The 25,418-nt window shown below is 71.7% G+C and carries 22 protein-coding genes and 1 pseudogene; 19 read left to right on the top strand and 4 right to left on the bottom strand.

Annotated features, from left to right (window positions below):
* Nucleotides 1-184: 184 nt before the first annotated feature.
* From AC0680_RS08615 to AC0680_RS08555, 13 genes are all read left to right on the top strand, one after another.
* The gene (locus AC0680_RS08615; RefSeq protein WP_478626067.1) at nt 185-1,345 is read left to right on the top strand and encodes a glycosyltransferase family 4 protein; all 1,161 of its coding nucleotides are present in this window, start codon (nt 185-187) and stop codon (nt 1,343-1,345) included.
* A 50-nt stretch (nt 1,346-1,395) separates the two neighbouring features.
* Nucleotides 1,396-1,941, top strand: a complete 546-nt coding sequence (locus AC0680_RS08610; protein ID WP_384429001.1) for a LemA family protein — start codon at nt 1,396-1,398, stop codon at nt 1,939-1,941.
* A 149-nt stretch (nt 1,942-2,090) separates the two neighbouring features.
* Nucleotides 2,091-3,002 carry a pyridoxal 5'-phosphate synthase lyase subunit PdxS gene (gene pdxS / locus AC0680_RS08605; protein ID WP_030067142.1) on the top strand — a complete coding sequence of 304 codons (912 nt, stop codon included), beginning with the start codon at nt 2,091-2,093 and terminating at the stop codon, nt 3,000-3,002.
* 11 nt (nt 3,003-3,013) lie between these two features.
* Nucleotides 3,014-3,607 carry a pyridoxal 5'-phosphate synthase glutaminase subunit PdxT gene (gene pdxT / locus AC0680_RS08600; RefSeq protein WP_478626065.1) on the top strand — a complete coding sequence of 198 codons (594 nt, stop codon included), beginning with the start codon at nt 3,014-3,016 and terminating at the stop codon, nt 3,605-3,607.
* Nucleotides 3,608-3,680: 73 nt separating this feature from the next.
* Entirely contained in the window at nt 3,681-4,433 is a 753-nt protein-coding gene (locus AC0680_RS08595; RefSeq protein WP_033267821.1) for a YebC/PmpR family DNA-binding transcriptional regulator, read from the top strand.
* Between the two features lie 174 nt (nt 4,434-4,607).
* Nucleotides 4,608-5,159 (top strand): crossover junction endodeoxyribonuclease RuvC, encoded by a 552-nt coding sequence (gene ruvC / locus AC0680_RS08590; protein WP_478626063.1) that lies wholly within the window; start codon nt 4,608-4,610, stop codon nt 5,157-5,159.
* Nucleotides 5,156-5,776 (top strand): Holliday junction branch migration protein RuvA, encoded by a 621-nt coding sequence (ruvA, locus tag AC0680_RS08585; protein ID WP_478626061.1) that lies wholly within the window; start codon nt 5,156-5,158, stop codon nt 5,774-5,776. The genes ruvC and ruvA overlap by 4 nt, the downstream gene beginning before the upstream one ends.
* Nucleotides 5,777-5,855: 79 nt before the next feature.
* Nucleotides 5,856-6,944: a Holliday junction branch migration DNA helicase RuvB gene (gene ruvB / locus AC0680_RS08580; protein ID WP_478626059.1), complete on the top strand. Its 1,089-nt coding sequence runs from the start codon at nt 5,856-5,858 to the stop codon at nt 6,942-6,944.
* Between the two features lie 161 nt (nt 6,945-7,105).
* Nucleotides 7,106-7,639 (top strand): preprotein translocase subunit YajC, encoded by a 534-nt coding sequence (yajC, locus tag AC0680_RS08575; protein WP_478626057.1) that lies wholly within the window; start codon nt 7,106-7,108, stop codon nt 7,637-7,639.
* A gap of 147 nt (nt 7,640-7,786) precedes the next feature.
* On the top strand, nt 7,787-9,565 hold the full coding sequence (gene secD, locus AC0680_RS08570; protein ID WP_384429018.1) for a protein translocase subunit SecD: 1,779 nt from the start codon (nt 7,787-7,789) through the stop codon (nt 9,563-9,565).
* A 1-nt stretch (nt 9,566) separates the two neighbouring features.
* Complete coding sequence (secF, locus tag AC0680_RS08565; protein WP_478626055.1) at nt 9,567-10,688, top strand: protein translocase subunit SecF; 1,122 nt, start codon at nt 9,567-9,569, stop codon at nt 10,686-10,688.
* Nucleotides 10,685-11,233, top strand: a complete 549-nt coding sequence (locus tag AC0680_RS08560) for an adenine phosphoribosyltransferase (RefSeq protein ID WP_478626054.1) — start codon at nt 10,685-10,687, stop codon at nt 11,231-11,233. Before secF ends, AC0680_RS08560 begins: the two co-directional genes overlap by 4 nt.
* A gap of 183 nt (nt 11,234-11,416) precedes the next feature.
* Nucleotides 11,417-14,011 (top strand): RelA/SpoT family protein, encoded by a 2,595-nt coding sequence (locus AC0680_RS08555; RefSeq protein WP_478626052.1) that lies wholly within the window; start codon nt 11,417-11,419, stop codon nt 14,009-14,011.
* A gap of 61 nt (nt 14,012-14,072) precedes the next feature.
* On the opposite strand, the gene AC0680_RS08550 is transcribed toward AC0680_RS08555, so the two are convergent.
* Nucleotides 14,073-15,302, bottom strand: a complete 1,230-nt coding sequence (locus AC0680_RS08550; RefSeq protein ID WP_478626050.1) for a DUF349 domain-containing protein — start codon at nt 15,300-15,302, stop codon at nt 14,073-14,075.
* Nucleotides 15,303-15,554: 252 nt separating this feature from the next.
* A complete protein-coding gene (locus AC0680_RS08545; RefSeq protein WP_478626048.1) occupies nt 15,555-16,373 on the bottom strand; it encodes a peptidylprolyl isomerase in 819 nt (272 codons plus the stop codon).
* Between the two features lie 204 nt (nt 16,374-16,577).
* On the opposite strand from AC0680_RS08545, the gene AC0680_RS08540 reads away from it, so the two are divergent.
* From AC0680_RS08540 to AC0680_RS08525, 4 genes are all read left to right on the top strand, one after another.
* Nucleotides 16,578-17,291, top strand: coding sequence for an MBL fold metallo-hydrolase (locus AC0680_RS08540; protein ID WP_478626046.1), 714 nt, complete (start codon nt 16,578-16,580; stop codon nt 17,289-17,291).
* A gap of 11 nt (nt 17,292-17,302) precedes the next feature.
* Nucleotides 17,303-18,565: a histidine--tRNA ligase gene (hisS, locus tag AC0680_RS08535; RefSeq protein ID WP_384429037.1), complete on the top strand. Its 1,263-nt coding sequence runs from the start codon at nt 17,303-17,305 to the stop codon at nt 18,563-18,565.
* A gap of 157 nt (nt 18,566-18,722) precedes the next feature.
* Nucleotides 18,723-19,364: a vitamin K epoxide reductase family protein gene (locus AC0680_RS08530; protein WP_478626044.1), complete on the top strand. Its 642-nt coding sequence runs from the start codon at nt 18,723-18,725 to the stop codon at nt 19,362-19,364.
* 95 nt (nt 19,365-19,459) lie between these two features.
* Nucleotides 19,460-20,830: a replication-associated recombination protein A gene (locus AC0680_RS08525; RefSeq protein WP_478626042.1), complete on the top strand. Its 1,371-nt coding sequence runs from the start codon at nt 19,460-19,462 to the stop codon at nt 20,828-20,830.
* Nucleotides 20,831-20,878: 48 nt separating this feature from the next.
* Here AC0680_RS08525 and AC0680_RS08520 read toward each other — a convergent pair whose 3' ends face one another.
* Nucleotides 20,879-21,670 carry a DUF2470 domain-containing protein gene (locus AC0680_RS08520; RefSeq protein ID WP_478626040.1) on the bottom strand — a complete coding sequence of 264 codons (792 nt, stop codon included), beginning with the start codon at nt 21,668-21,670 and terminating at the stop codon, nt 20,879-20,881.
* 185 nt (nt 21,671-21,855) lie between these two features.
* Here AC0680_RS08520 and rpsD point away from each other — a divergent pair, with 185 nt between their 5' ends.
* Nucleotides 21,856-22,467 carry a 30S ribosomal protein S4 gene (rpsD, locus tag AC0680_RS08515; protein ID WP_384429048.1) on the top strand — a complete coding sequence of 204 codons (612 nt, stop codon included), beginning with the start codon at nt 21,856-21,858 and terminating at the stop codon, nt 22,465-22,467.
* A 26-nt stretch (nt 22,468-22,493) separates the two neighbouring features.
* On the opposite strand, the gene AC0680_RS08510 is transcribed toward rpsD, so the two are convergent.
* Nucleotides 22,494-24,683: an ATP-binding protein gene (locus AC0680_RS08510; RefSeq protein WP_478626038.1), complete on the bottom strand. Its 2,190-nt coding sequence runs from the start codon at nt 24,681-24,683 to the stop codon at nt 22,494-22,496.
* A 207-nt stretch (nt 24,684-24,890) separates the two neighbouring features.
* Between AC0680_RS08510 and AC0680_RS08505 the strand changes: the two are divergent.
* A pseudogene (locus AC0680_RS08505) lies at nt 24,891-25,295 on the top strand (DUF948 domain-containing protein); the annotation flags it as partial.
* Nucleotides 25,296-25,418: the final 123 nt, after the last annotated feature.

The raw sequence follows: 25,418 nt of genomic DNA, 5'->3' as shown, positions 1-25,418 counted from the left end.
GTGAGCGTCGCACCCGCGGCCACCGGGCTGCGGCAGGTCACGAAGGCCGCACCGCTGCGCCGCGGGGGCGGAGAAGCGAACGAAGGAACGCAGTGAGCGTCGCACCCGCGGCCACCGGGCTGCGGCAGGTCACGAAGGCCGCACCGCTGCGCCGCGGGGGCGGAGAAGCGAACGAAGGAACACAGTGAAGATCGGCATCGTCTGCCCCTACGCCTGGGACGTCCCCGGCGGCGTCCAGTTCCACATCCGGGACCTGGCCGACCACCTGATCCGCCTCGGCCACGAGGTCTCCGTCCTGGCCCCCGCCGACGACGACACCCCGCTCCCGCCGTACGTCGTCTCCGCCGGCCGCGCCGTCCCCGTCCCCTACAACGGCTCGGTCGCCCGCCTCAACTTCGGCTTCCTCTCCGCCGCCCGGGTCCGCCGCTGGCTGCAGAACGGCGCCTTCGACGTCATCCACATCCACGAGCCGGCCTCCCCCTCCCTGGGCCTGCTGTCCTGCTGGGCCGCCCAGGGCCCCATCGTGGCGACCTTCCACACCTCCAACCCGCGCTCGCGGGCGATGATCGCCGCGTACCCGATCCTGCAGCCGGCGCTGGAGAAGATCAGCGCTCGCGTCGCGGTCAGCGAGTACGCGCGCCGGACCCTCGTCGAACACCTCGGCGGCGACGCGGTGGTCATCCCCAACGGCGTGGACGTCGACTTCTTCGCCCGCGCCGAACCCCGGCCCGAGTGGCAGGGCAGGACCATCGGCTTCATCGGCCGCATCGACGAGCCGCGCAAGGGCCTGCCGGTGCTGATGAAGGCGCTGCCCGCGATCCTCGCCGCGGTGCCCGACGCCCGGCTGCTGGTCGCCGGCCGCGGCGACGAGGAGGAGGCCGTCGCCACCCTGCCCCCCGAGCTGCGCTCCCGAGTGGAGTTCCTCGGCATGGTCACCGACGAGGACAAGGCGCGCCTGCTGCGCAGCGTCGACGTCTATGTCGCCCCCAACACGGGCGGCGAGTCCTTCGGCATCATCCTCGTGGAGGCGATGTCCGCCGGCGCACCCGTACTCGCCAGCGACCTCGACGCCTTCGCCCAGGTCCTCGACCAGGGCGAGGCCGGCGAGCTGTTCGCCAACGAGGACGCCGACGCCCTGGCCGCCGCCGCGGTCCGCCTGCTGGGCGACCCCGCCCGCCTGGCGGAACTTCGCGAACGCGGCAGCCGCCATGTCCGCCGCTTCGACTGGTCGACCGTCGGCGCCGACATCCTCGCCGTCTACGAGACCGTCACCGCCGGCGCCGCCTCGGTGGCCACCGACGAACGCGTGGGCCTGCGGGCGCGGCGCTGGCTGGCGAAGGACTGACCAGGCGCCGCCCCGGGGGAGCCCACCACGTGCGGGTAACGTGACGGCCCGTGACCACCATCATCTGGATCGCGGTAGCGGTCCTCCTCATCGGCATCTACCTCAGCTGGACGGCCGGCCGTCTGGACCGCCTGCACGCGCGCATCGACGCGGCCCGGGCGGCCCTCGACGCCCAGCTCCTGCGGCGCGCGTCCGTGGCGCAGGAGGTCGGCACGTCGGGAGTCCTGGACCCGGCCGCCTCGATCGTCCTCTACCAGGCGGCGCACGAGGCCCGGCAGGCCGAGGAGGACCACCGCGAGGTCGCGGAGAGCGAGCTGAGCCAGGCGCTGCGGGCGATCTTCGCGGAGGAGGCGCAGCTGGAGGCCGTACGGGAGGCGCCGGGCGGCGAGCAGACGGTCACCGAGCTCACCGCCGCGGTCCGCCGCGTCCCGATGGCCCGCCGTTTCCACAACGACGCCGTACGGGCCGCCCGCGCCGTCCGCCGCCACCGGGTGGTGCGGATCTTCCGGCTGGCGGGGCACGCGCCGTTCCCGCTGGCCTTCGAGATGGACGACGAGCCGCCGGCCGTCCTCGACGACCGCTCCGCCGGAAACTGAGCGCGACCGCCGCCGCGGCTCGCCGGCCCGGCCGCTGCGACTCCCAGCCGCAACGAGCCACCGGCCTTGAATTGGCCCTTTTCTCCGGTCCCGCGCAAAGGGTTGTGTGGTCGGCACGTTCCACCACCCGCACTGAGTGAGGTCAAACCGTGTCCAGCACGCCCACCACGCCCCAGAACCCCGAGACCGGGACCGCGCGCGTCAAGCGCGGCATGGCCGAGCAGCTCAAGGGCGGCGTGATCATGGACGTCGTCACGCCGGAAGAGGCGAAGATCGCCGAGGACGCGGGCGCCGTCGCCGTCATGGCCCTGGAGCGGGTCCCCGCCGACATCCGCAAGGACGGCGGCGTGGCCCGCATGTCGGACCCCGACATGATCGACGGCATCATCGACGCCGTCTCCATCCCGGTCATGGCCAAGTCCCGCATCGGCCACTTCGTCGAGGCCCAGGTCCTGCAGTCGCTCGGTGTCGACTACATCGACGAGTCCGAGGTCCTCACCCCCGCCGACGAGGTCAACCACTCCGACAAGTGGGCCTTCACCACCCCCTTCGTGTGCGGTGCCACCAACCTGGGCGAGGCGCTGCGCCGGATCGCCGAGGGCGCCGCCATGATCCGCTCCAAGGGCGAGGCCGGCACCGGCAACGTCGTCGAGGCGGTCCGCCACCTGCGCCAGATCAAGGGCGAGATCGCCAAGCTGCGCGGCTGCGACAACAACGAGCTCTACGCCGCCGCCAAGGAGCTGCGCGCCCCGTTCGAGCTGGTCAAGGAGGTCGCCGAGCTCGGCAAGCTGCCGGTCGTGCTGTTCTCCGCCGGCGGTGTGGCCACTCCGGCCGACGCGGCCCTGATGCGCCAGCTCGGCGCCGAGGGCGTGTTCGTCGGCTCCGGCATCTTCAAGTCCGGCGACCCGGCCAAGCGCGCCGCCGCGATCGTGAAGGCCACCACCTTCTACGACGACCCGAAGGTCATCGCGGACGTCTCCCGCAACCTGGGCGAGGCCATGGTCGGCATCAACTGCGACACCCTCCCCGAGGCCGAGCGCTACGCCAACCGCGGCTGGTAGGAACCGAGGAGATGAGCACCCCCACCATCGGTGTGCTGGCCCTCCAGGGCGACGTCCGTGAGCACGTCAAGGCGCTCACGGACGCCGGCGCCCAGGCACGGCCGGTGCGCCGCCCCGAGGAGCTGGACCAGGTCGAGGGCCTGGTCATACCGGGCGGCGAGTCCACCACGATGTCCAAGCTGGCGATCGTCTTCGGCATGCTGGAGCCGCTGCGGGCGTTCGTGCGCGCGGGCAAGCCGGTCTACGGGACCTGCGCCGGCATGATCATGGTCGCGGACAAGCTGCTGGACGCCCGGGAGGACCAGGAGACGCTCGGCGGCATCGACATGATCGTCCGCCGTAACGCGTTCGGGCGGCAGAACGAGTCCTTCGAGGCGGGCATCGACGTCGCCGGCATCCCCGGCGGGCCGGTCGAGGGCGTCTTCATCCGGGCGCCCTGGGTCGAGTCGGTCGGCGGCACGGTCGAGGTCCTGGCCACGTACGACGGGCACACCGTGGCCGTCCGGCAGGGTAACGTCCTGGCCACGTCGTTCCATCCGGAGCTGACCGGAGACCACCGCGTCCACGCGCTGTTCGTGGACATGGTGCGCAGTGTGACTGGGTAACACCGCGTCACGTGGCCCCGGTAGGATCTATGGCGTTCGTTTCAGAAGTTGGTTACGCGAAGGAGACAGGCGGATGTCCGGCCACTCTAAATGGGCTACGACGAAGCACAAGAAGGCCGTGATCGATGCCAAGCGCGGCAAGCTCTTCGCGAAGCTGATCAAGAACATCGAGGTCGCGGCCCGTACGGGCGGTGCCGACCCGGACGGCAACCCGACCCTCTTCGACGCCATTCAGAAGGCCAAGAAGAGCTCGGTGCCCAACAAGAACATCGACTCCGCGGTCAAGCGCGGTGCGGGCCTGGAGGCCGGCGGCGCCGACTACGAGACCATCATGTACGAGGGTTACGGCCCCAACGGTGTCGCGGTGCTCATCGAGTGCCTCACCGACAACCGCAACCGCGCCGCCTCGGACGTCCGCGTCGCCATGACCCGCAACGGCGGTTCGATGGCCGACCCGGGCTCGGTGTCGTACCTGTTCAACCGCAAGGGCGTGGTGATCGTCCCCAAGGGTGAACTGAGCGAGGACGACGTGCTGGGCGCGGTGCTGGACGCCGGTGCCGAGGAGGTCAACGACCTCGGTGAGTCCTTCGAGGTGCTCAGCGAGGCCACCGACCTGGTCGCGGTCCGCACCGCCCTCCAGGAGGCCGGTATCGACTACGACTCGGCCGACGCCAACTTCGTCCCGACCATGCAGGTCGAGCTGGAGGAAGAGGGCGCGCGCAAGATCTTCAAGCTGATCGACGCGCTGGAGGACAGCGACGACGTGCAGAACGTCTTCGCCAACTTCGACGTCTCGGACGACGTGATGGCCAAGGTCGACGCCTGAGCCGGTAGTCCGCGCGGCCGCGCCGCCGCCGCTCGCACACGGGCCGACGGGGAACACACCCCCGTCGGCCCGTCGCGTTGTCAGTGGCAGCCGATACTGTGCTGAGCAGGGGATCTCCGCCCCTCCCGCGGGGAAACGGGGGACGAATCGGTACGGCATGAGGGGAGGGGCGCCGTGAAGGTGCTGGGGGTGGACCCGGGGCTGACCCGGTGCGGGGTCGGCGTGGTGGAAGGTGTCGCCGGGCGTCCGCTGAAGATGGTCGGCGTCGGCGTCGTCCGCACCCCGCCCGATGCCGAGATCGCCCAGCGGCTGGTCCTCATCGAGCGCGGCATGGAGGAGTGGCTGGACACCCACCGCCCCGAGTACGTCGCCGTGGAGCGGGTCTTCAGCCAGCACAACGTCCGTACGGTCATGGGCACCGCCCAGGCCAGCGCGGTCGCCATGCTCTGCGCGGCCCGCCGCGGCCTGCCGGTCGCGCTGCACACCCCCAGCGAGGTCAAGGCGGCCGTCACGGGCTCGGGCCGGGCCGACAAGGCCCAGGTCGGTGCCATGGTGACGCGCCTGCTGCGGCTCGACGCACCACCGAAGCCGGCCGACGCCGCCGATGCCCTCGCCCTCGCCATCTGCCACATCTGGCGGGCCCCCGCGGTCAACCGCCTCCAGCAGGCCCAGGCCGCCGCCCGCCGCACCTCCGCTCCCGTCCGCACGCTGAAGGGCACCCGATGATCGCCTTTGTCTCCGGCCCGGTCGCGGCCCTGGCCCCCGATAGCGCCGTCGTCGAGGTCGGCGGTATCGGCATGGCCGTCCAGTGCACTCCGAACACGCTCTCCGCGCTGCGCATCGGAGCACAGACCAAGCTCGCCACCTCCCTCGTCGTCCGCGAGGACTCCCTCACGCTCTACGGCTTCGCCGACGACGACGAGCGCCAGACCTTCGAGCTGCTGCAGACCGCCAGCGGCGTGGGCCCCCGGCTCGCGCAGGCCATGCTCGCGGTGCACACACCCGACGCGCTGCGCCGTGCGGTCTCCACCGGCGACGAGAAGGCGCTCACCGCCGTCCCCGGCATCGGCAAGAAGGGCGCCCAGAAGCTGCTGCTGGAGCTGAAGGACCGGCTCGGCGAACCGGTCGGCGGCGGTCGGCCCGCGGCCGGCGGCCCGGCCGCCGCCGGCTGGCGCGACCAGCTCCAGGCCGCCCTGATCGGGCTCGGCTACGCCACCCGCGAGGCGGACGAGGCGGTCGCCGCGGTCGCCCCGCAGGCCGAGGAGGCCGTCGCCGCCGGCGGCGCACCCCAGGTGCCGCAGCTGCTCAAGGCCGCCCTGCAGACGCTGAACCGCGCCCGATGACCGCCGCCCGGGCCGCGCGCCCCCGACCGCACGACCACGCAGGCGGCCCGGCCGCCCCGACCCCGCGAGGCAATCCGCAGTGAACTGGGACGACACCGCACCGCCCACCGAGGACACCGCCCCGGGCGGCCCCGACCGGCTGGTCGGAGCCGACGCGGACGGCGAGGACACCGCCGTCGAGGCCGCCCTGCGGCCCAAGGACCTCGCCGAGTTCGTGGGCCAGGAGCGGGTGCGCGAACAGCTCGACCTGGTGCTGCGCGCCGCCCGCGCCCGCGGCGCCACCGCCGACCACGTCCTGCTGTCCGGCGCGCCGGGCCTCGGCAAGACGACCCTGTCGATGATCATCGCCGCCGAGATGGGCGCCCCCATCCGGATCACCTCCGGCCCCGCGATCCAGCACGCCGGCGACCTCGCCGCGATCCTCTCCTCCCTTCAGGAGGGCGAGGTCCTCTTCCTCGACGAGATCCACCGGATGTCCCGGCCCGCCGAGGAGATGCTCTACATGGCGATGGAGGACTTCCGCGTCGACGTCATCGTCGGCAAGGGCCCCGGCGCCACCGCCATCCCCCTCGAACTCCCGCCGTTCACCCTGGTCGGCGCCACGACCAGGGCCGGACTGCTGCCGCCCCCGCTGCGCGACCGCTTCGGCTTCACCGCCCACATGGAGTTCTACGCCCCCGCCGAGCTGCAGCGGGTCATCCACCGCTCGGCCGGCCTGCTCGACGTCGAGATAGAGCCGGACGGTGCCGCCGAGATCGCCGGCCGTTCCCGCGGCACGCCCCGTATCGCCAACCGCCTGCTGCGCCGCGTCCGCGACTACGCCCAGGTCAAGGCCGACGGCCTGATCACCCGCGAGATCGCCTCCCAGGCCCTCGGCGTCTACGAGGTCGACGCCCGCGGGCTGGACCGTCTGGACCGCGCCGTGCTCACGGCCCTGCTGAAGCTCTTCGGCGGCGGCCCGGTGGGCCTGTCCACCCTCGCGGTCGCCGTGGGGGAGGAGCGCGAGACGGTCGAGGAGGTCGCCGAGCCGTTCCTCGTAAGGGAGGGGCTGCTGGCCAGGACCCCCCGGGGACGCGTCGCGACCCCGGCGGCCTGGGCCCATCTCGGACTGGTCCCGCCCCAGCAGCAATCAGGAGGAACCGGACAGCAGGGCTTGTTCGGGGCCTGACGGCGCGGAGACTCGCCCGGTCAGGAACTGCGGTGCGATGCTGGGCGTTGTTCCACTGGTGGGGACTCGCTTAGACTCCGCCGATGCCGTCCGTACGGTCGGCATACCCACCCCCGTATATGAGACCGCGGAGCAGCGGTCGTGCGAAGGATTTCCGTCCCGTGAGCATCATGACTCTCCTCCCCTTCATCGTCCTCATCGGGGCCATGTTCCTGATGACGCGGTCCGCCAAGAAGAAGCAGCAGGCGGCCCAGCAGATGCGCGATGAGATGCAGGCCGGCACCGGCGTCCGGACGATCGGCGGCATGTACGCCACCGTCAAGGAAATCCACGAGGACACCGTCCTCCTGGAGGTCGCCCCCGGCGTGCACGCCATCTACGCCAAGAACGCCATCGGCGCGGTGCTCGCGGATGAGGAGTACAACCGCATTCTGGACGGTGCCGAGGCGGGCCACGGCGACGAGCCGGTCGTCCCGGACGACGCCTCCTCGCTGACCGGCGACGCTGCCACCGAAACGGGTGACAAGGCCGCCAAGATCGAGCTGGGCAAGGCCGAGACCCCGGCCGCCGACAAGCCCGCCGACGACGCCGCGGCCGAGAAGGACGCCGAGGACGCCGAAGGCGCCAAGGACATCGCCAAGGCAGACGCCGACGCCGCCAAGGACGACAAGAAGGCCGGCGACGACGCGAAGTAGTCCATCCCACGGAACCGCGGGGCATGTTGAGTCGTGCACCGCGGTTCCGGGACGGTCTAGGCTCCGGCGGGGGCAGGTCCGCACAAGACTTCGTGGCCGCTCGGCCGACACCCCGGGCCGAGGGGTTGGACAGGGAGAAACGAGAAGGTGGCAGCACCGAAGAAGGGCCGCAGGGCGCCCGCGAGCCAGGGGCATCCGGGCCGCACCCTGATCCTGGTCCTGATCGCGATGGCGGGGCTGATCGGAGGCATGTTCTACTCCGGCACGCTGACGCCCCGCCTGGGCATCGATCTGGCGGGCGGCACCAGCTTCACGCTGGCGGCCCAGAACCAGCCGGGCAGGCCCAACGCGATCAACGAGACCAACATGAAGACCGCCGCCGACATCATGGAGCGACGGGTCAACGGTCTCGGCGTGACCGAGTCCGAGGTCCAGACGCAGGGCAGCAACCACATCATCGTGAACATCCCCAAGGGGACGGACGCGAAGCAGGCCCGCCAGCAGGTCGGTACCACCGCCCAGCTCGGGTTCCGGCCGGTGCTGACCACCACCGTGGGCACCAAGACACCCGAGCCCAGCCCCTCCAAGAGCGGTGCCGGCGACAAGGGCAAGGACGACAAGGCGTCCGGGGACAAGGCCAAGGACAAGCCGGGCACCCAGCAGAACGCCTCCTCCTCGCAGTCGCCGAGCGCCAAGCCGACGACGCAGGGCCGCGCCGTGACGGACGCGCTGAAGAAGGCACCGTCCGCGAAGCCCACCCCGTCAGGCAAGCCCTCCGCGCCTCCGACGCCGCCGGCGCTCCCCGGCGCCGAGGAGATCCCGCCGGCCCTCCAGAAGCAGCTGAACGCGCTGGACTGCTCCACGAAGAAGAATCGTGCCGTGGCCGGCGAGAAGGCCGCCGGCGCCAAGCCGTCCGACCCGATCGTGGCCTGCAAGGACGACGGCACCCAGAAGTACGTGCTGGGTCCGATCGCCGTCGAGGGCACCGACGTCAAGGGTGCCAAGGCCGTCTTCGACAGCCAGCAGGGGCAGGGCTGGATCGTCCAGATGGACTTCACCTCCGACGGCGGCAAGAAGTTCGCGGACATCACCGGCAAGCTCGCCACCAAGACGCAGCCGCAGAACCAGTTCGCGATCGTCCTGGACGGCGCGGTGGTCTCCGACCCGCGGGTCAGCGAGCGGCTCAACGGCGGCAACGCCACCATCTCCGGCGGCTTCACCCAGCAGTCCGCCGAGGACCTCGGCAACATGCTGTCCTACGGCGCGCTGCCCCTCTCCTTCAAGATCGACGACGAGACCACGGTCACCGCGGCCCTCGGCGGCGAGCAGCTGCACGCCGGTCTGATCGCCGGCGCCATCGGCCTCGCCCTGGTCGTCGTCTACCTCATCGCCTACTACCGGGGCCTGGCGCTGGTCGCGCTGGCGAGCCTGTGCGTCTCGGCGATCCTGACGTACACGATCATGACGCTGCTGGGTCCGGCCATCGGGTTCGCGCTGAACCTCCCGGCGGTCTGCGGCGCCATCGTCGCCATCGGCATCACCGCCGACTCGTTCATCGTCTACTTCGAACGCATCCGGGACGAGATCCGCGAGGGCCGCACCCTGCGCCCGGCCGTCGAGCGCGGCTGGCCGCGGGCCCGCCGCACGATCCTGGTCTCCGACTTCGTGTCGTTCCTGGCCGCCGCGGTGCTGTTCATCGTCACCGTCGGCAAGGTGCAGGGCTTCGCCTTCACCCTCGGCCTGACCACCGTCCTCGACGTCGTGGTGGTCTTCCTCTTCACCAAGCCCCTGATGACGCTGCTGGCCCGGCGGAAGTTCTTCTACGAGGGCCACTCCTGGTCCGGCCTCGACCCCCAGCGCCTGGGCGCCAAGCCACCGCTGCGCCGCCGCCGCGGCACCGCCCCCACCCAGACGAAGGAGGCGTGAGATGTCCAAGCTCGGACACATCGGCGCCAGGCTCTACCGCGGCGAGGTCGGCTACGACTTCATCGGCAAGCGGAAGATCTGGTACGGCATCTCGATCCTCATCACCATCACGGCCATCGTCGGCCTGGCGGTGCGCGGTCTGAACATGGGCATCGAGTTCTCCGGCGGCGCGGTCTTCACCACCCCGGCCACCTCCGTGTCCGCCTCCGAGGCCCAGCACAAGGCCGAGTCGGCGGCGGGCGGCCATCAGGCCGTTGTGCAGAAGCTCGGCGACGGCGCGCTGCGCATCCAGATCAGCGGCCTGGACACCAAGCAGGCGGTGCCGGTCCAGGAGGAGCTCGCCAAGGACCTGAGCATCCCGGTCAAGGACGTCAACACCCAGCTGGTCGGTCCGAGCTGGGGTGAGCAGATCGCCAACAAGGCCTGGCTGGGCCTGGGGATCTTCATGGTCCTCGTGGTGATCTATCTGGCCATCGCCTTCGAGTGGCGAATGGCGCTCGCCGCCCTGATCGCGCTGGTCCACGACCTCACGATCACGGTCGGCGTCTACGCCCTGGTCGGCTTCGAGGTCACGCCCGGCACGGTCATCGGTCTGCTGACCATCCTCGGTTACTCCCTGTACGACACGGTCGTCGTCTTCGACAGCCTCAAGGAAGCCTCCAAGGACATCACCAAGCAGACCCGCTTCACCTACAGCGAGATCGCCAACCGCTCCATCAACAGCACGCTGGTCCGCTCCATCAACACCACCGTCGTGGCGCTGCTCCCGGTCGCCGGTCTGCTGTTCGTCGGCGGTGGCGTGCTGGGGGCGGGCATGCTCAACGACATCTCGCTGGCCCTGTTCGTCGGTCTCGCCGCCGGTGCGTACTCCTCGATCTTCATCGCCACCCCGCTGGTCGCCGACTTCAAGAACGCCGAGCCGGAGATGAAGGCGCTGGCCAAGCGGATCAAGGCCAAGCGCGCCGCCGCGGCGGCCAAGGGCGCGAGCCAGGAGGAGCCGCAGGACGCCGCCCCCGGTGGGGCGGACGCCGACGAGGAGGAGGACGCCGCGGTCGTCGGTCCGCGCCGGCAGCCTTCCACCCGCCCCCGCGGACGCGGCCGCTCGTCGGGCAAGCGCCGATGAGCGCGCCTGCGGCCCTGCAGGAGCTGCTGCTCAGCCGGATCACCGATGTCCCGGACTATCCGAAGCCGGGCGTGATGTTCAAGGACATCACCCCGCTGCTGTCCGACCCGGCGGCCTTCGGGGCGCTCACCGACGCCTTCGCCGAGCTGTGCGCGCGGCATCGGGCCGACAAGGTGGTGGGTCTGGAGGCACGCGGCTTCATACTCGCCGCCCCCGTGGCGGTCCGCGCCGGCATCGGCTTCGTCCCCGTACGCAAGGCCGGCAAGCTGCCCGGCGCGACGCTCGGACAGGCCTACGAGCTGGAGTACGGCACCGCCGAGATCGAGATCCACGCCGACGCACTGGCCCCGGGCGACCGGGTGCTGGTCATCGACGACGTGCTCGCCACCGGCGGCACCGCGGACGCCTCGCTGCAGCTCGTCCGTCGCGCGGGCGCCGAGGTCGCCGGCCTGGCGGTGCTGCTGGAGCTGGGCTTCCTGGCCGGGCGGCAGCGGCTTTCGCCGGGTCTGCGGGGCGCTCCACTGGAGGCTCTGATCACGGTCTGAGCCCCTCGCGGGCAGCCTTCGCACACCCCACGAGCAGCAGGGGCATCCGGAAGAATCCGGGTGCCCCTGCTGCTGTGTCATGTACGGACCCATGGCCGCGGGGGAGCCGCCGCCGCGGGGTCGATACCATGGCACCCCGACCCGTTCGAGGTCCTGGGGTCCGGAACCGCTTGAGGAGTGCTCTTGCCAGACGAGGCCCAGCCGCTCTCCCCCGGACTGCGTCCGGCGGGATCCGACGCCGCGCGCCCGGACGAGCCGAAGCCGAAGGACGCGGCTTCCACGGACGCGCCCCAGCCCGAGCGGCCCGGCGCTCCCGACGCAGGCGCGGGGTCCCGGCCGCCGGCCGGCCGGCCCGCCACGTCCCCCACCGAGCACTCCCGGCAGGCGCCCGCCGCCTCCCCGGCCACGCGTGCGCCCAAGCCGCCCGCCAAGGCCGACCAGCCGGCCGCGCCCAAGCCGCTGCCGCCGACCCCCGCCGGCCGCTCCGGTTCCCCCAACCGCGTACGGGCCCGCCTCGCCCGGCTGGGCGTCCAGCGCTCCAGCCCGTACAACCCGGTCCTGGAGCCGCTGCTGCGGGCCGTGCGCGGCAACGACCCCAAGATCGAGACCGCGACGCTGCGCCAGGTGGAGCGGGCCTACCAGGTCGCCGAGCGCTGGCACCGCGGCCAGAAGCGCAAGAGTGGCGACCCGTACATCACCCACCCGCTGGCCGTCACCACCATCCTCGCCGAGCTGGGCATGGACCCGGCGACGCTGATGGCGGGCCTGCTGCACGACACCGTCGAGGACACCGAGTACGGCCTGGACACCCTGCGCCGGGACTTCGGCGACCAGGTCGCCCTGCTGGTCGACGGCGTCACCAAGCTCGACAAGGTCAAGTTCGGTGAGGCCGCGCAGGCCGAGACGGTCCGCAAGATGGTCGTCGCGATGGCCAAGGACCCGCGCGTGCTGGTCATCAAGCTGGCCGACCGCCTGCACAACATGCGCACCATGCGCTACCTCAAGCGGGAGAAGCAGGAGAAGAAGGCCCGCGAGACGCTGGAGATCTACGCCCCGCTCGCCCACCGCCTGGGCATGAACACCATCAAGTGGGAGCTGGAGGACCTCGCCTTCGCGATCCTCTACCCCAAGATGTACGACGAGATCGTCCGGCTGGTCGCCGAGCGGGCGCCCAAGCGGGACGAGTATCTGGCGATAGTGACCGACGAGGTCCAGGCCGACCTGCGTGCCGCCCGCATCAAGGCCACCGTCACCGGCCGCCCCAAGCACTACTACAGCGTCTACCAGAAGATGATCGTGCGCGGCCGCGACTTCGCCGAGATCTACGACCTGGTGGGCATCCGCGTCCTCGTCGACACCGTCCGCGACTGCTACGCCGCCCTCGGCACCATCCACGCGCGATGGAACCCGGTCCCCGGCCGGTTCAAGGACTACATCGCGATGCCGAAGTTCAACATGTACCAGTCGCTGCACACGACGGTCATCGGGCCCAGCGGCAAGCCGGTCGAACTGCAGATCCGCACCTTCGACATGCACCGCCGCGCCGAGTACGGCATCGCCGCGCACTGGAAGTACAAGCAGGAAGCGGTGGCCGGCGCCTCCAAGATCCGTACGGATGTGCCGAAGAACGCGGGCAAGGGCCAGGACACCGTCAACGACATGGCCTGGCTGCGGCAGCTGCTGGACTGGCAGAAGGAGACCGAGGACCCCGGCGAGTTCCTGGAATCGCTGCGCTTCGACCTGTCCCGCAACGAGGTCTTCGTCTTCACGCCGAAGGGCGACGTGATAGCGCTGCCGGCCGGCGCCACGCCCGTCGACTTCGCCTACGCGGTGCACACCGAGGTCGGCCACCGCACGATAGGGGCGCGGGTCAACGGACGTCTCGTCCCGCTCGAATCGACCCTGGACAACGGCGACCTGGTGGAGGTCTTCACCTCCAAGGCGCCGGGCGCCGGGCCGTCCCGGGACTGGCTCGGCTTCGTCAAGTCCCCGCGGGCCCGGAACAAGATCCGCGGCTGGTTCTCCAAGGAGCGCCGCGACGAGGCCATCGAGCAGGGCAAGGACGCCATCGCGCGTGCCATGCGCAAGCAGAACCTGCCGATCCAGCGGATCCTGACCGGCGACTCCCTGGTGACCCTCGCGCACGAGATGCGCTATCCGGACATCTCCTCGCTCTACGCCGCCATCGGCGAGGGACACGTCGCGGCGCAGGGCGTCGTCCAGAAGCTGGTGCAGGCGCTCGGCGGCCAGGACGAGGCCACCGAGGACATCGCCGAGTCCACCCCGATCCGGCCGCGCTCCAAGCGCCGCTCCAGCGCCGATCCCGGCGTGGTCGTCAAGGGCGTCGACGATGTCTGGGTCAAGCTCGCCCGCTGCTGTACGCCGGTCCCGGGCGACCCCATCATCGGCTTCGTCACCCGCGGCAGCGGCGTCTCGGTGCACCGCGCCGACTGCGTCAACGTCGACTCGCTGTCCCGGCAGCCGGAGCGGATCCTGGACGTCGAATGGGCGCCCACCCAGTCCTCGGTCTTCCTGGTCGCCATCCAGGTCGAGGCGCTGGACCGGTCCCGGCTGCTGTCGGACGTCACACGGGTGCTGTCGGACCAGCACGTCAACATCCTCTCGGCGGCCGTCCAGACCTCCCGCGACCGCGTCGCCACCTCCCGCTTCACCTTCGAGATGGGTGACCCGAAGCATCTGGGGCATGTGCTGAAGGCGGTCCGGGGCGTGGAGGGCGTGTACGACGTGTACCGCGTGACGTCGGCGCGCAGGCCGTAGCGCCGCCGCACAGACGAGAAGGGCCCCGGAACCTATGTTCCGGGGCCCTTCGCGTGCGTGCTCAGCCGCCGAACTCCTCAAGGCCCTTCAGCGCCTGGTCCAGCAGGGCCTTGCGGCCCTCCAGCTCCCGGCCGAGCTTGTCGGCCTTGGCGTCGTTGCCGGCCGCCCGGGCCGTGTCGATCTGCTTCTCCAGCTTGTCGACGGCGTCCTGGAGCTGACCGGTCAGCCCCGCGGCGCGGGCCCGCGCCTCGGGGTTCGTCCGGCGCCACTCGGCCTCCTCGGCCTCCTGGATGGCGCGCTCCACGGCGTGCATCCGGCCCTCGATCTTGGGGCGGGCGTCCCGCGGGACGTGGCCGATGGCCTCCCACCGCTCGTTGATCGACCGGAACGCGGACCGTGCGGTCTTCAGGTCGGTGACCGGGAGCAGCTTCTCGGCCTCGACGGCCAGCTCCTCCTTGCGGGTCAGGTTCTCCCGCTGCTCGGCGTCGCGCTCCGCGAAGACCTCGCCGCGGGCCTGGAAGAAGACGTCCTGGGCGCCGCGGAAGCGGTTCCACAGGTCGTCCTCGTGCTCGCGCTGCGCGCGGCCCGCGGCCTTCCACTCCGCCATCAGCTCGCGGTAGCGGGCGGCGGTGGCGCCCCAGTCCGTCGAGGCCGACAGCGACTCGGCCTCGGCGACCAGCTTCTCCTTGGCCTTGCGGGACTCCTCGCGCTGCGCGTCCAGGGACGCGAAGTGCGCCTTGCGCCGCTTGGAGAACGCCGAGCGGGCGTGCGAGAAGCGGTGCCACAGCTCGTCGTCCGCCTTGCGGTCGAGCCGCGGCAGGCCCTTCCAGGTGTCGACCAGCGCACGCAGCCGCTCGCCGGCCGCCCGCCACTGCTCACTGGCCGCCAGCTCCTCGGCCTCGGCGACCAGCTGCTCCTTGGCCTTACGGGCCTCGTCGCTCTGCTTGGCCTTCTGCGCCTTGCGCTCCTCGCGGCGCGACTCGACCGCCTCGACGAGCTTGTCCAGCCGCTTCCTGAGCGCGTCCAGATCGCCGACCGCGTGGTGCTCGTCGATCTGCTGGCGCAGATGGTCGATCGCGGTGCTCGCGTCCTTCGCCGACAGGTCGGTGGTCCTGACCCGGCGCTCGAGGAGGCCGATCTCGACGACCAGGCCCTCATACTTGCGCTCGAAGTAGGCGAGGGCCTCCTCGGGAGTGCCCGCCTGCCACGATCCGACGACCTGCTCGCCATCGGCGGTACGCACGTACACGGTCCCCGTCTCATCGACGCGGCCCCATGGGTCGCTGCTCACAGCGCCTCCTCCACATGATGCCGACGGGGGCGTGCGGCCCCCCGGCATCGTCCACAGTTTCTGTCCGGCAGAGCCGCGCCCTGGCCGGTCCGACGGGCTGTCTTGCGGGTGAGGGTGGCAGCCGTCGGAGCAGGCACCCTACCCAACGCCAATCTAGGCGAACGGCGCTCGGCTGTCCGCATCCAGCGCGACCGAAATTCCACGGTGCGCGCCCGGGGGCGACGCCGCGCCGCCCCCGCCCCGGCCCGCCGGTCAGGACTTCCGCACGCTCGCCCGGTCGATCACGACGGTGGCGTTGGGCGCGGTGTTGCGGGTCTGCGGGTCGGGCGTGGAGCCCGCATCGGCGATCTTGCGCAGCACGTCCATGCCACCCGTGATCGTCCCGAACGGCGTGTAGTCGGGCGGCAGCCGGCTGTCCTCGAAGACGAGGAAGAACTGGCTGCCGCCGGAGTTGCGGGTCTTGTCGTTCTGCCCGTCGTAGGTGTTGGCCATCGCGACCGTGCCCGCCGGATACACCCCGCCCTTGAGCCGGGAGTCCTTGAGGTTCTCGTCGGGCAGGGTGTAGCCGGGCGAGCCCTTGCCCGTGCCCGTCGGGTCGCCGCACTGCAGGACGTGGATGCCCTGGTCCACCAGGCGGTGGCAGCGGCTGTGGTCGAAGTAGCCCTGACGGGCCAGGAAGGCGAACGAGTTGACCGTGTGCGGAGCCTTGCCCGCGTCCAGCTTCAGACCGATCGTGCCGCAGGTCGTCGCCAGCTGCACCGAGTAGGAGGCCGCGGTGTCGACGGACATCGCCGGTTCCTTCTTCCAGGTCTTCGTCGACGGCGCGCCCTTCGCGGGCCTGCCGCACGGGTCCGGCGCCGCGGACGGTGTCGCGTCGGCCGCCACCTGGTCGTCGCCGGCCAGTCCCGCCGAGGCGTAGGCAGCGGCGCCTGCGGCCAGTGCCACGGCCACGGCGGACGCGACGATCACATTGCGCCGTCTGGCCTTGCGCCGGGCGGTGGACCGCCGCTGCTGCTGACGCTCGAACTTCTCCCGGGCGAGCTGCCGCCGCCGCTGATCCTTGCTGACCACCGGTCGTCTCCTTGTCCGATCATCGATGTGTCCGAGCAGTGCGGTGTCCGGGCACCGAGGTCCTCGTTCGCCGAGCGCCTCCGCCGTGGCCGTACCGTATACGGGTTCGCCCTGGCGGGAGTCCCGCCGGTAGGCTCTGGAGCTGCCGAGATGTCCGGGAGCGGCCTTGCGCGGCGCCCTCCACACCGACCTTTAAGGACGAACGTGCTGATTGCCGGGTTCCCCGCCGGGGCCTGGGGCACCAACTGCTACTTGGTCGCCCCCGCCGCCGGCGAGGAGTGCGTCATCATCGACCCGGGCCACCAAGCGGCCCAAGGAGTCGAGGACGCGGTCGCAAAGCATCGGCTCAAGCCCGTCGCGGTCGTCCTCACCCACGGCCATATCGACCATGTCGCCTCGGTCGTCCCCGTGTGCGGCGCGCACGGCGTCCCCGCCTGGATCCACCCCGAGGACCGCTACATGATGAGCGACCCCGAGCGGGCCCTGGGCCGCTCCATCGGTCAGCAGCTCATGGGCGAACTGACGGTGGGGGAGCCGGACGACGTCAAGGAGCTGAGCGACGGCACCGACCTGGAACTGGCCGGAATGCGCTTCTCCGTCGCGCACGCGCCGGGCCATACCAAGGGGTCGGTGACGTTCCGGATGCCCGAGCAGGCGGACGTTCCGCCGGTGTTCTTCTCGGGCGACCTGCTCTTCGCCGGCTCCATCGGACGCACCGACCTGCCGGGCGGCGACCACGCCGAGATCCTGCAGTCGCTGGCGCGCGTGTGCCTGCCGCTGGAGGACTCGACCGTCGTCCTGTCCGGCCACGGCCCCCAGACCACCATCGGCCGCGAGCGCGCCACCAACCCGTTCCTGCGGGAGGTGGCGGCCGGCCTCGGAGACGGCTTCAGCGCCGCTCCACGACGAGGAATGTGACGAGAGCTTCCGTGAGCACCTTCAAGGCCCCCAAGGGCACCTACGACCTGATTCCGCCGCAGTCCGCCACCTACCTCGCGGTGCGCGAGGCGATCGCCGCGCCGCTGAAGAACTCCGGTTACGGCTACATCGAGACGCCCGGCTTCGAGAACGTCGAACTGTTCGCGCGCGGCGTCGGCGAGTCCACCGACATCGTGACCAAGGAGATGTACGCCTTCGAGACCAAGGGCGGCGACAGGCTCGCGCTGCGCCCCGAGGGCACCGCGTCCGTGCTGCGCGCCGCACTGGAGGCCAACCTCCACAAGTCCGGCAACCTCCCGGTCAAGCTCTGGTACTCGGGCTCGTACTACCGCTACGAGCGTCCGCAGAAGGGCCGCTACCGCCACTTCTCGCAGGTCGGCGCGGAGGCCATCGGTGCCGAGGACCCGGCGCTGGACGCCGAGTTGATCATCCTTGCCGACCAGGCGTACCGCGCCCTGGGACTGCGCGACTTCCGCATCCTGCTCAACTCCCTGGGCGACAAGGAGTGCCGCCCCGTCTACCGCGCCGCGCTGCAGGACTTCCTGCGCGGGCTCGACCTGGACGACGACACCCGGCGCCGGGTCGACATCAACCCGCTGCGCGTCCTGGACGACAAGCGCGAGTCCGTCCAGCGGCAGCTGGCCGGGGCGCCGATGCTGCGCGACTACCTGTGCGAGGCGTGCAAGGCGTACCACGAGCAGGTCCGGGAGCTGCTGACGGCGGCCGGCGTGGCCTTCGAGGACGACGAGAAGCTGGTCCGCGGCCTGGACTACTACACCCGCACCACCTTCGAGTTCGTCCACGACGGCCTGGGCTCGCAGTCCGCGGTGGGCGGCGGCGGACGCTACGACGGCCTGTCGGAGATGATCGGCGGCCCCGCGCTGCCGTCCGTCGGGTGGGCGCTGGGCGTCGACCGCACGGTGCTGGCGCTGGAGGCGGAGGGCATCACGCTCGACATCCCCGCCGCCACCGCCGTGTACGCCGTACCGCTCGGCGAGGAGGCCCGACGGGTGCTCTTCGGCACGGTCACCGAGCTGCGCCGGGCCGGCGTCGCCACCGACTTCGCGTACGGCGGCAAGGGCCTGAAGAACGCCATGAAGTCCGCCAACCGCTCGGGCGCACGGCTGGCGCTGGTGGCCGGCGAGCGGGATCTGGCCGAAGGCGTCGTCCAGCTCAAGGACCTCGAAAGCGGCGAGCAGACCCCCGTCGCGCTGGCCGCGGTGGCCGACGAGGTCCGCCGGCGCCTGGGCTGACGCCGTCGGTCGGTCAACGCCGGGCCCGCGAATTCGCCGTGTTTACGCGCAGCGAACGGCGGTGCCCGGTGCGCTTGAGGCAGAATGAAGGGCGCGGACGCGGCCCCGCGGGCCGGTCCGCGCAGCCCATCTCCCAAGGGACCGACGGAACGGCGATATGACGACGACAGCGGTTGACGACGTGTCCATCGACGACGACCACGCGAGCGGCCCGGGCACCATCGGCTCGGGCCGTGGCCTCGCCCTGCTGCTGGTGATCACCGGAGCGCTGGGCGGCCTGGCCGCGTGGATCATCACGCTGGACAAGTTCGAGCTGCTGAAGGACCCGAATTTCAAGCCGGCCTGCAGCTTCAACCCGATCATCTCCTGCGGCAGCGTCATGCAGAGCAAGCAGGCGGAGGTCTTCGGCTTCCCGAACCCGATGGCCGGTCTGGTCGGCTTCGGCGTGATCATCGCGCTCGGCATGGCCCTGCTCGCCGGTGCCCGCTTCCGCCGCTGGTACTGGATCGGGCTGAACATCGGCACCGGGCTCGCCGCGGTCTTCTGCATGTGGCTGATGACGCAGTCGCTGTACAGCATCAACGCGCTGTGCCTGTGGTGCACGCTGACCTGGTGCGTGACGATCCTGATGTTCTGGTACACCACCGTGCACAACATCAGGCACGGCGTCATCCCGGCCCCCGAGGGGCTGCGCCGCACGGTGCTGGAGTTCCACTGGGTCGTGCCGGTGCTCTGGTACGGCGTGATCGCCCTGCTGATCCTCACCAAGTGGTGGTCGTACTGGAGCACCCTGCTCTAGCGGCCGCCCGGACAGGGGTGTGAACCGCAACCGACGACGGCTCCTGCCCCGGCCGGCCACGCCGTACCCGCACGGGGTGGCATAGGCTCGTCGACGTGGAGCCCGACCTGTTCACCGCCGCCGCCGAAGACCGCCAGGAGAAGGACCCCGCGGGGTCTCCGCTCGCCGTGCGGATGCGTCCGCGCACCCTCGACGAGGTGGTGGGCCAGCAGCATCTGCTCAAACCGGGCTCACCGCTGCGCCGCCTGGTGGGGGAGGGCAGCGGCGGGCCCGCGGGGCCGTCGTCGGTGTTCCTGTGGGGACCGCCCGGCATCGGCAAGACGACCCTGGCCTATGTCGTCAGCCAGGCGACGAACAAGCGCTTCGTGGAGCTGTCGGCGATCACGGCCGGGGTCAAGGAGGTCCGTGCGGTCATCGACGGCGCCCGGCGCGCCTCCGGCGGCTTCGGCAAGGAGACCGTCCTCTTCCTCGACGAGATCCACCGCTTCAGCAAGGCCCAGCAGGACTCCCTGCTGCCCGCCGTGGAGAACCGCTGGGTCACCCTGATCGCCGCGACGACCGAGAACCCGTACTTCTCGGTGATCTCCCCGCTGCTGTCCCGGTCGCTGCTGCTGACGCTCGAACCGCTCACGGACGACGATCTGCGCGGGCTGCTGCGGCGCGCGCTGACCGATGCGCGCGGGCTCGCCGGCGCGGTCACCCTCCCCGGGGACACCGAGGCGCATCTGCTGCGCATCGCCGGCGGTGACGCCCGGCGCGCGCTGACGGCCCTGGAGGCCGGCGCCGGATCCGCGCTGGCCAAGGGGGAGAAGGAGATCACCCTCCAGACCCTGGAGGAGTCCGTCGACCGCGCCGCGGTGAAGTACGACCGGGACGGCGATCAGCACTACGACGTCGCCAGCGCGCTGATCAAGTCGATCCGCGGTTCTGACGTCGACGCCGCGCTGCACTATCTGGCGCGGATGATCGAGGCCGGTGAGGACCCGCGGTTCATCGCCCGCCGGCTGATGATCTCGGCGAGCGAGGACATCGGCCTGGCGGATCCCTCGGCCCTGCAGACCGCGGTCGCCGCCGCCCAGGCCGTGGCGCTGATCGGCTTCCCCGAGGCCCGGATCACGCTGAGCCAGGCCACCATCGCGCTGGCCCTGGCGCCGAAGTCCAACGCCGCCTACACGGCCATCGACGCGGCGCTGGCGGACGTCCGGGCCGGCCGGGCCGGTGCGGTCCCGCCCCATCTGCGCGACAGCCACTACAAGGGCGCCCAGAAACTCGGCCACGGCCAGGGCTACCAGTACCCGCACGACCTGCCGGGCGGCATCGCGGCCCAGCAGTACGCGCCGGACGAGGTGCACGGCAGGCGGTACTACGAACCCACCCGCCACGGCGCGGAGGCACGCTACGCCGACGTGGCCGAGCGGGTGCGGGCCCGCCTGCGCGGCGCCGCCGGCGAAGGCGCCGCCGAGTAGCCGGAAGCGCTTGAGAGGCCGGTTTCGCAAATCGGGCCGGCCGCCGGCTTACTCGGCCGCCGCCTCGAAGAGCACATGCATCGCCCGCCGCAGCTCCGCCACGTCCCGTACGGGCTCGGGGAAGTCGAAGCGGGCGTCGAAGGAGCGCTGCTCGGCATCGGTGCCGCAGTCCCCCGGGGGGCGGCCCCCGGACTCCCGGACGAACCGCACCCGCAGGCCGAAGCGGTCCAGGCCCACGGGCACCGCCCGGTCGCGCAGTCCGCACAGCCGGCCGCGGTCGCCCAGCAGGGCGCACAGTCCGCGCACCTGCTCGCTGTGCGCCGCGTGCAGATGCTGCAGCAGCTCCGCCTCGTGGGCGACCAGCGGATCGGGGGCCGCGTCGGCGAAGTCGTCCGGCTCGACCGCCTCGGTGCCCCACAGGTCGTCCACCGCGCCCTCACCGACCTCCAGGCGCAGCATCATCCAGGCGGTCCGCCCGTACAGTCCCGGTGCCGGGTCCGGCTGCAGCGCCTCGCCGATGCCGAGCAGCTCGCCCACGGGGTGCCGCTCGGCGAGCAGCATCGCCGCCTCGGCGCGCTGCTCATTGCGTACGGGGGTCAGCCAGCCGGCCACCCAGGCCCGTCCGCGGATGCGATGGGGCACCGAAACCGGTGCCACGTCCGTGATCTCCATCACTGCGGCAAGATCATCATCCTGCGCGTGCGCGGCCGCCCGAGCCGCCGCGGAGTCCCCAGGGACCAGCAACAGCACGTCTCCATCGGGTGTGACGGTCCGGCAGACGGGCGCCGAGAGCCCGGTCTCGTCGGGGTCCTCGACACCGGGGATGCTCAAAGACGCCATACCATGGGACTCGACGAGGGTTCGTACGCGCTCAGCGGCGGTCGGCTGCTGGGCGTCTTCCACGGGACGCGGCTGACCCGCCTCTGTGCTCTGACCAGCACTGGGCAGGGGGATCCCAGGTCGAAACATGCGTTCTCCTCGCGCTAAGGTAAGCCTCACCTAACTTACACGGAGGTCCGTTCCACGTGAACCAGTCGCGTCCCAAGGTCAAGAAGTCGCGCGCGCTCGGCATCGCGCTGACGCCGAAGGCCGTCAAGTACTTCGAGGCCCGTCCCTACCCGCCCGGCGAGCACGGCCGTGGCCGCAAGCAGAACAGTGACTACAAGGTCCGCCTGCTCGAGAAGCAGCGTCTGCGTGCGCAGTACGACATCAGCGAGCGTCAGATGGCGCGCGCCTACGACCGCGCTCGGAAGGTCGAAGGCAAGACCGGCGAAGCGCTGATCATCGAGCTTGAGCGCCGTCTGGACGCGCTCGTCCTGCGTTCGGGCATCGCCCGCACGATCTACCAGGCCCGTCAGATGGTCGTCCACGGCCACATCTCGGTGAACGACCGCAAGGTCGACAAGCCGTCCTTCCGCGTCCGCCCCGGCGACGTCGTGATGGTCCGCGAGCGCAGCCGCGAGAAGCACCCCTTCCAGGTCGCGCGTGAGGGTGGCTACGCCCCCGACGGCGAGACCCCGCGCTACCTCGAGGTCAACCTGCAGGCTCTGGCGTTCCGCCTCGACCGGGACCCGAACCGCAAGGAGATCCCGGTGATCTGCGACGAGCAACTCGTCGTCGAGTACTACGCCCGCTAAGCACCACCGCAGGCGCAGCACCACGCTCAGCCCGCCGTCTCCCCGCCGCTCGCGGAGGGGGAGGCGGCGGGCTCGTTCGTGGTGGGCGGCGCGATCCGCACCGTGCGGCGCGGTGCGGGCGGCCGGTGGGCGGGCCGCAGGATCCGGGCCACCACCGCGTCCAGGTCCAGCCGCCCGCCCGCGCGCAGAGCGCCCTCGTACGCCTCGTCCCCGAGCCGCCGCCGCGCCTGCTCCTCGCACATCGCGTGCAGCCGGCTGTAGTGGCGCGAGCCGAACAGCGGCAGCCCCACCGACGGCCAGATCCGCCCCGCGGCGCCCTGCAGCACCGCCGCCTCCCGCGCATCGCCCTCACCGAGCGTCACCAGCGCCAGCAGCTCGATCGCCAGCACCGCGCCCAGCAGGTCGTGGAAGCCGTGGTCGATGGCCAAGGACTCCTCCAGCAGCGCGCGGGCCCGTCCGCCGTCGCCCTGGGACCACGCGGCGTAGGCCAGCACGAACTGGGCGTAGGCCAGCGTCCAGCGCTCGCCGTGGTCCTCGCAGACCTCGAGCACCTCCTGGCCCAGCCGCACGGTGTCCGCCAGCTCCTCCTGGAAGGCCGCCGCCATCGCCAGCGCGAGCTGCGCCATCAGCGCCGTGCCGCTCAGCTCCCCGATCTCCCGGTAGCGCGCCAGCGCGCCGCGCAGCAGTTCCTCGGCGCGCGGCAGGTCGTCGCAGACCAGGGCCAGACAGCCGGTGCGGTGCAGCGCGTACGCGGCCGCGGTGGCGTTCCCGGTCCGCTCGGCCTTCTCGCTGCACTCCTGCAGCGCCCCCAGCGCGCCGACGGTGTCCCCCTGGAGCACCGCGACATGGCCGGTCACCCACAGCGCCTTCAGCCGCGCCTCGTCGTGGTCGCTGTCCAGCTCCAGGGCCCGGTCCAGCCAGTGCCGGCCCTCCGAGAGCCGGCCGCAGCCCACCCAGTAGAACCACAGCGTGCCCGCCAGGTACTGGCCCAGGTGGGTGTCGGTGGCGCTCGCCAGGCTCTGCTCCAGCGCCACCCGCAGATTGGGCAGTTCGGCCTCGATCCGGGCGGCGATCTCGGCCTGCCGGGGGCTGAACCAGTCCAGCTCGCACCAGGTCGCCAGCCCCAGGTACCAGTCGCGGTGCCGGCGCCGGAGCCGGGCGGTGTCGCCGGTCGCGTCCAGCCAGTCCGCGCCGTAGGCCCGTACGGTGTCCAGCATCCGGTAGCGCACACCGGCCGAGGTCTCCTCGCGCACCAGGACCGACTGGGCGACCAACTCCCCGATGACGTCGAGGATTTCCCCGACCGGCAGCTCCGGGCCCGCGCAGACGTATTCGGCCGCCTCCAGGTCGAACTGCCCGGCGAAGACCGACAGTCGCGCCCACAGCAGCCGCTCCCCGGGCGTGCACAGCTCATGGCTCCACCCGATCGCGGTCCGCAGCGTCCGGTGCCGGGGCGGGGTGCCGCGGGCGCCGCCGGTCAGCAGCCGGAAACGGTCGTCGAGGCGGTGCAGCACCTGGTCGACGGAGAGCGCGCGCAGCCGGCCCGCGGCCAGTTCCAGCGCGAGCGGAATGCCGTCGAGGCGCCGGCACAGCTCGTCGACCGCGGCCTTCCCGGACGCCTCGACGGTGAAGCCGGCGACGACGGCGGCGGCGCGGTCGGCGAACAGCGCGGCGGCGTCGGCCGCGTCCATCGGCGCCAGCGGCACCACCTGCTCGCCCGGAATCCCGAGCGGCCGCCGGCCGGCGGCCAGTACCCGCAGTCCGGGGCAGTGCCGCAGCAGCTCCAGGGTCAGCTCGGCGCACGCCTCGACCAGGTGGTCGTAACCGTCCAGGACGAGCAGCAGCTCGCGGTCCGCGAGGTGCTCGCGGAGCGCGGCGCGCACCGGCCGGCCGCCGCGGCCGGCCGCCGTCAGCGCCTCGGCGACGGTGTGGGCCAGGAGGTGGGGTGCGTGCAGGGAATCCAGCTCGACCAGCCACGCCCCATCGCAGAAGCGATCCTGCAAGATCGCTGCGCTGTGTGCGGCGAGACGTGACTTCCCCATGCCGCCGAGCCCGGTGAGGGTGACGAGCCGGGCCGACTCCAGCCGCCGTGCCAGCGTGGAGAGTTCGTCGTCGCGGCCGACGAACCGGTTGAGCTCCGCGGGAAGGTTGCCGGGGCCCCGCGACCGCTCGGGGGACGGGCGATCGGAGGGCCCGGGGCGCGTGAGGCGTCGCATGGCACACGGAGAGTACTCGGCGCGATGCGGACCGTACAATCATGCCGTCGCGCTCCGCCCGGGCCCTCCTCGTGGTGCCGGGAACGGGGTACGGACGGACAGTCACGGCGCGATAAGGTCAAGGTTGCCGTTCGAGCGGGACAGTCGAGCGGGAACGAGCCCAGACCAGACCAGTCGGAGAGTGGTGCCAGCGTGTCCGGTGGAGAGGTGGCCGGGATCCTCGTGGCCGTCTTCTGGGCGATCCTCGTGTCGTTCCTCGCCCTCGTACTGGTGAGGCTCGCGCAGACGCTCAAGGCGACCACGAAGATGGTGGCCGAGGTGTCCGAGAAGGCCGTTCCGCTTCTGGCCGACGCGTCCGCGACCGTCCGCTCCGCGCACACCCAGCTCGCCCGTGTCGACGCGATCGCCGCCGACGTGCAGGAAGTCACCGCCAACGCCTCCGCGCTCTCCTCGACCGTCTCCTCCGCCTTCGGCGGGCCGCTGGTCAAGGTGGCCGCGTTCGGCTACGGCGTGCGCCGCGCGATCGGCAAGAAGGGCGCGCCGGAGCCCGAGCGCACCGTCGTCGTCGGCCGTACCCTGCCCGGGGGGGGGGGGGGGGGGGGGGGGGGGAGGGGGGGTGGGGGGGGGGGGGGGGGGGGGGGGGGTTTGGGGGGGGGGGGGGGGGGGGCCCCCCCCCCCCCCACCACCACTCCGACTCGGGAAGGAGCACACAGTGCCGCATCAGCGAGCAGGCGA

This window comes from Streptomyces sp. NPDC043738, from assembly GCF_056436545.1.
This window is presented reverse-complemented; position numbering and strand designations above follow the sequence as displayed.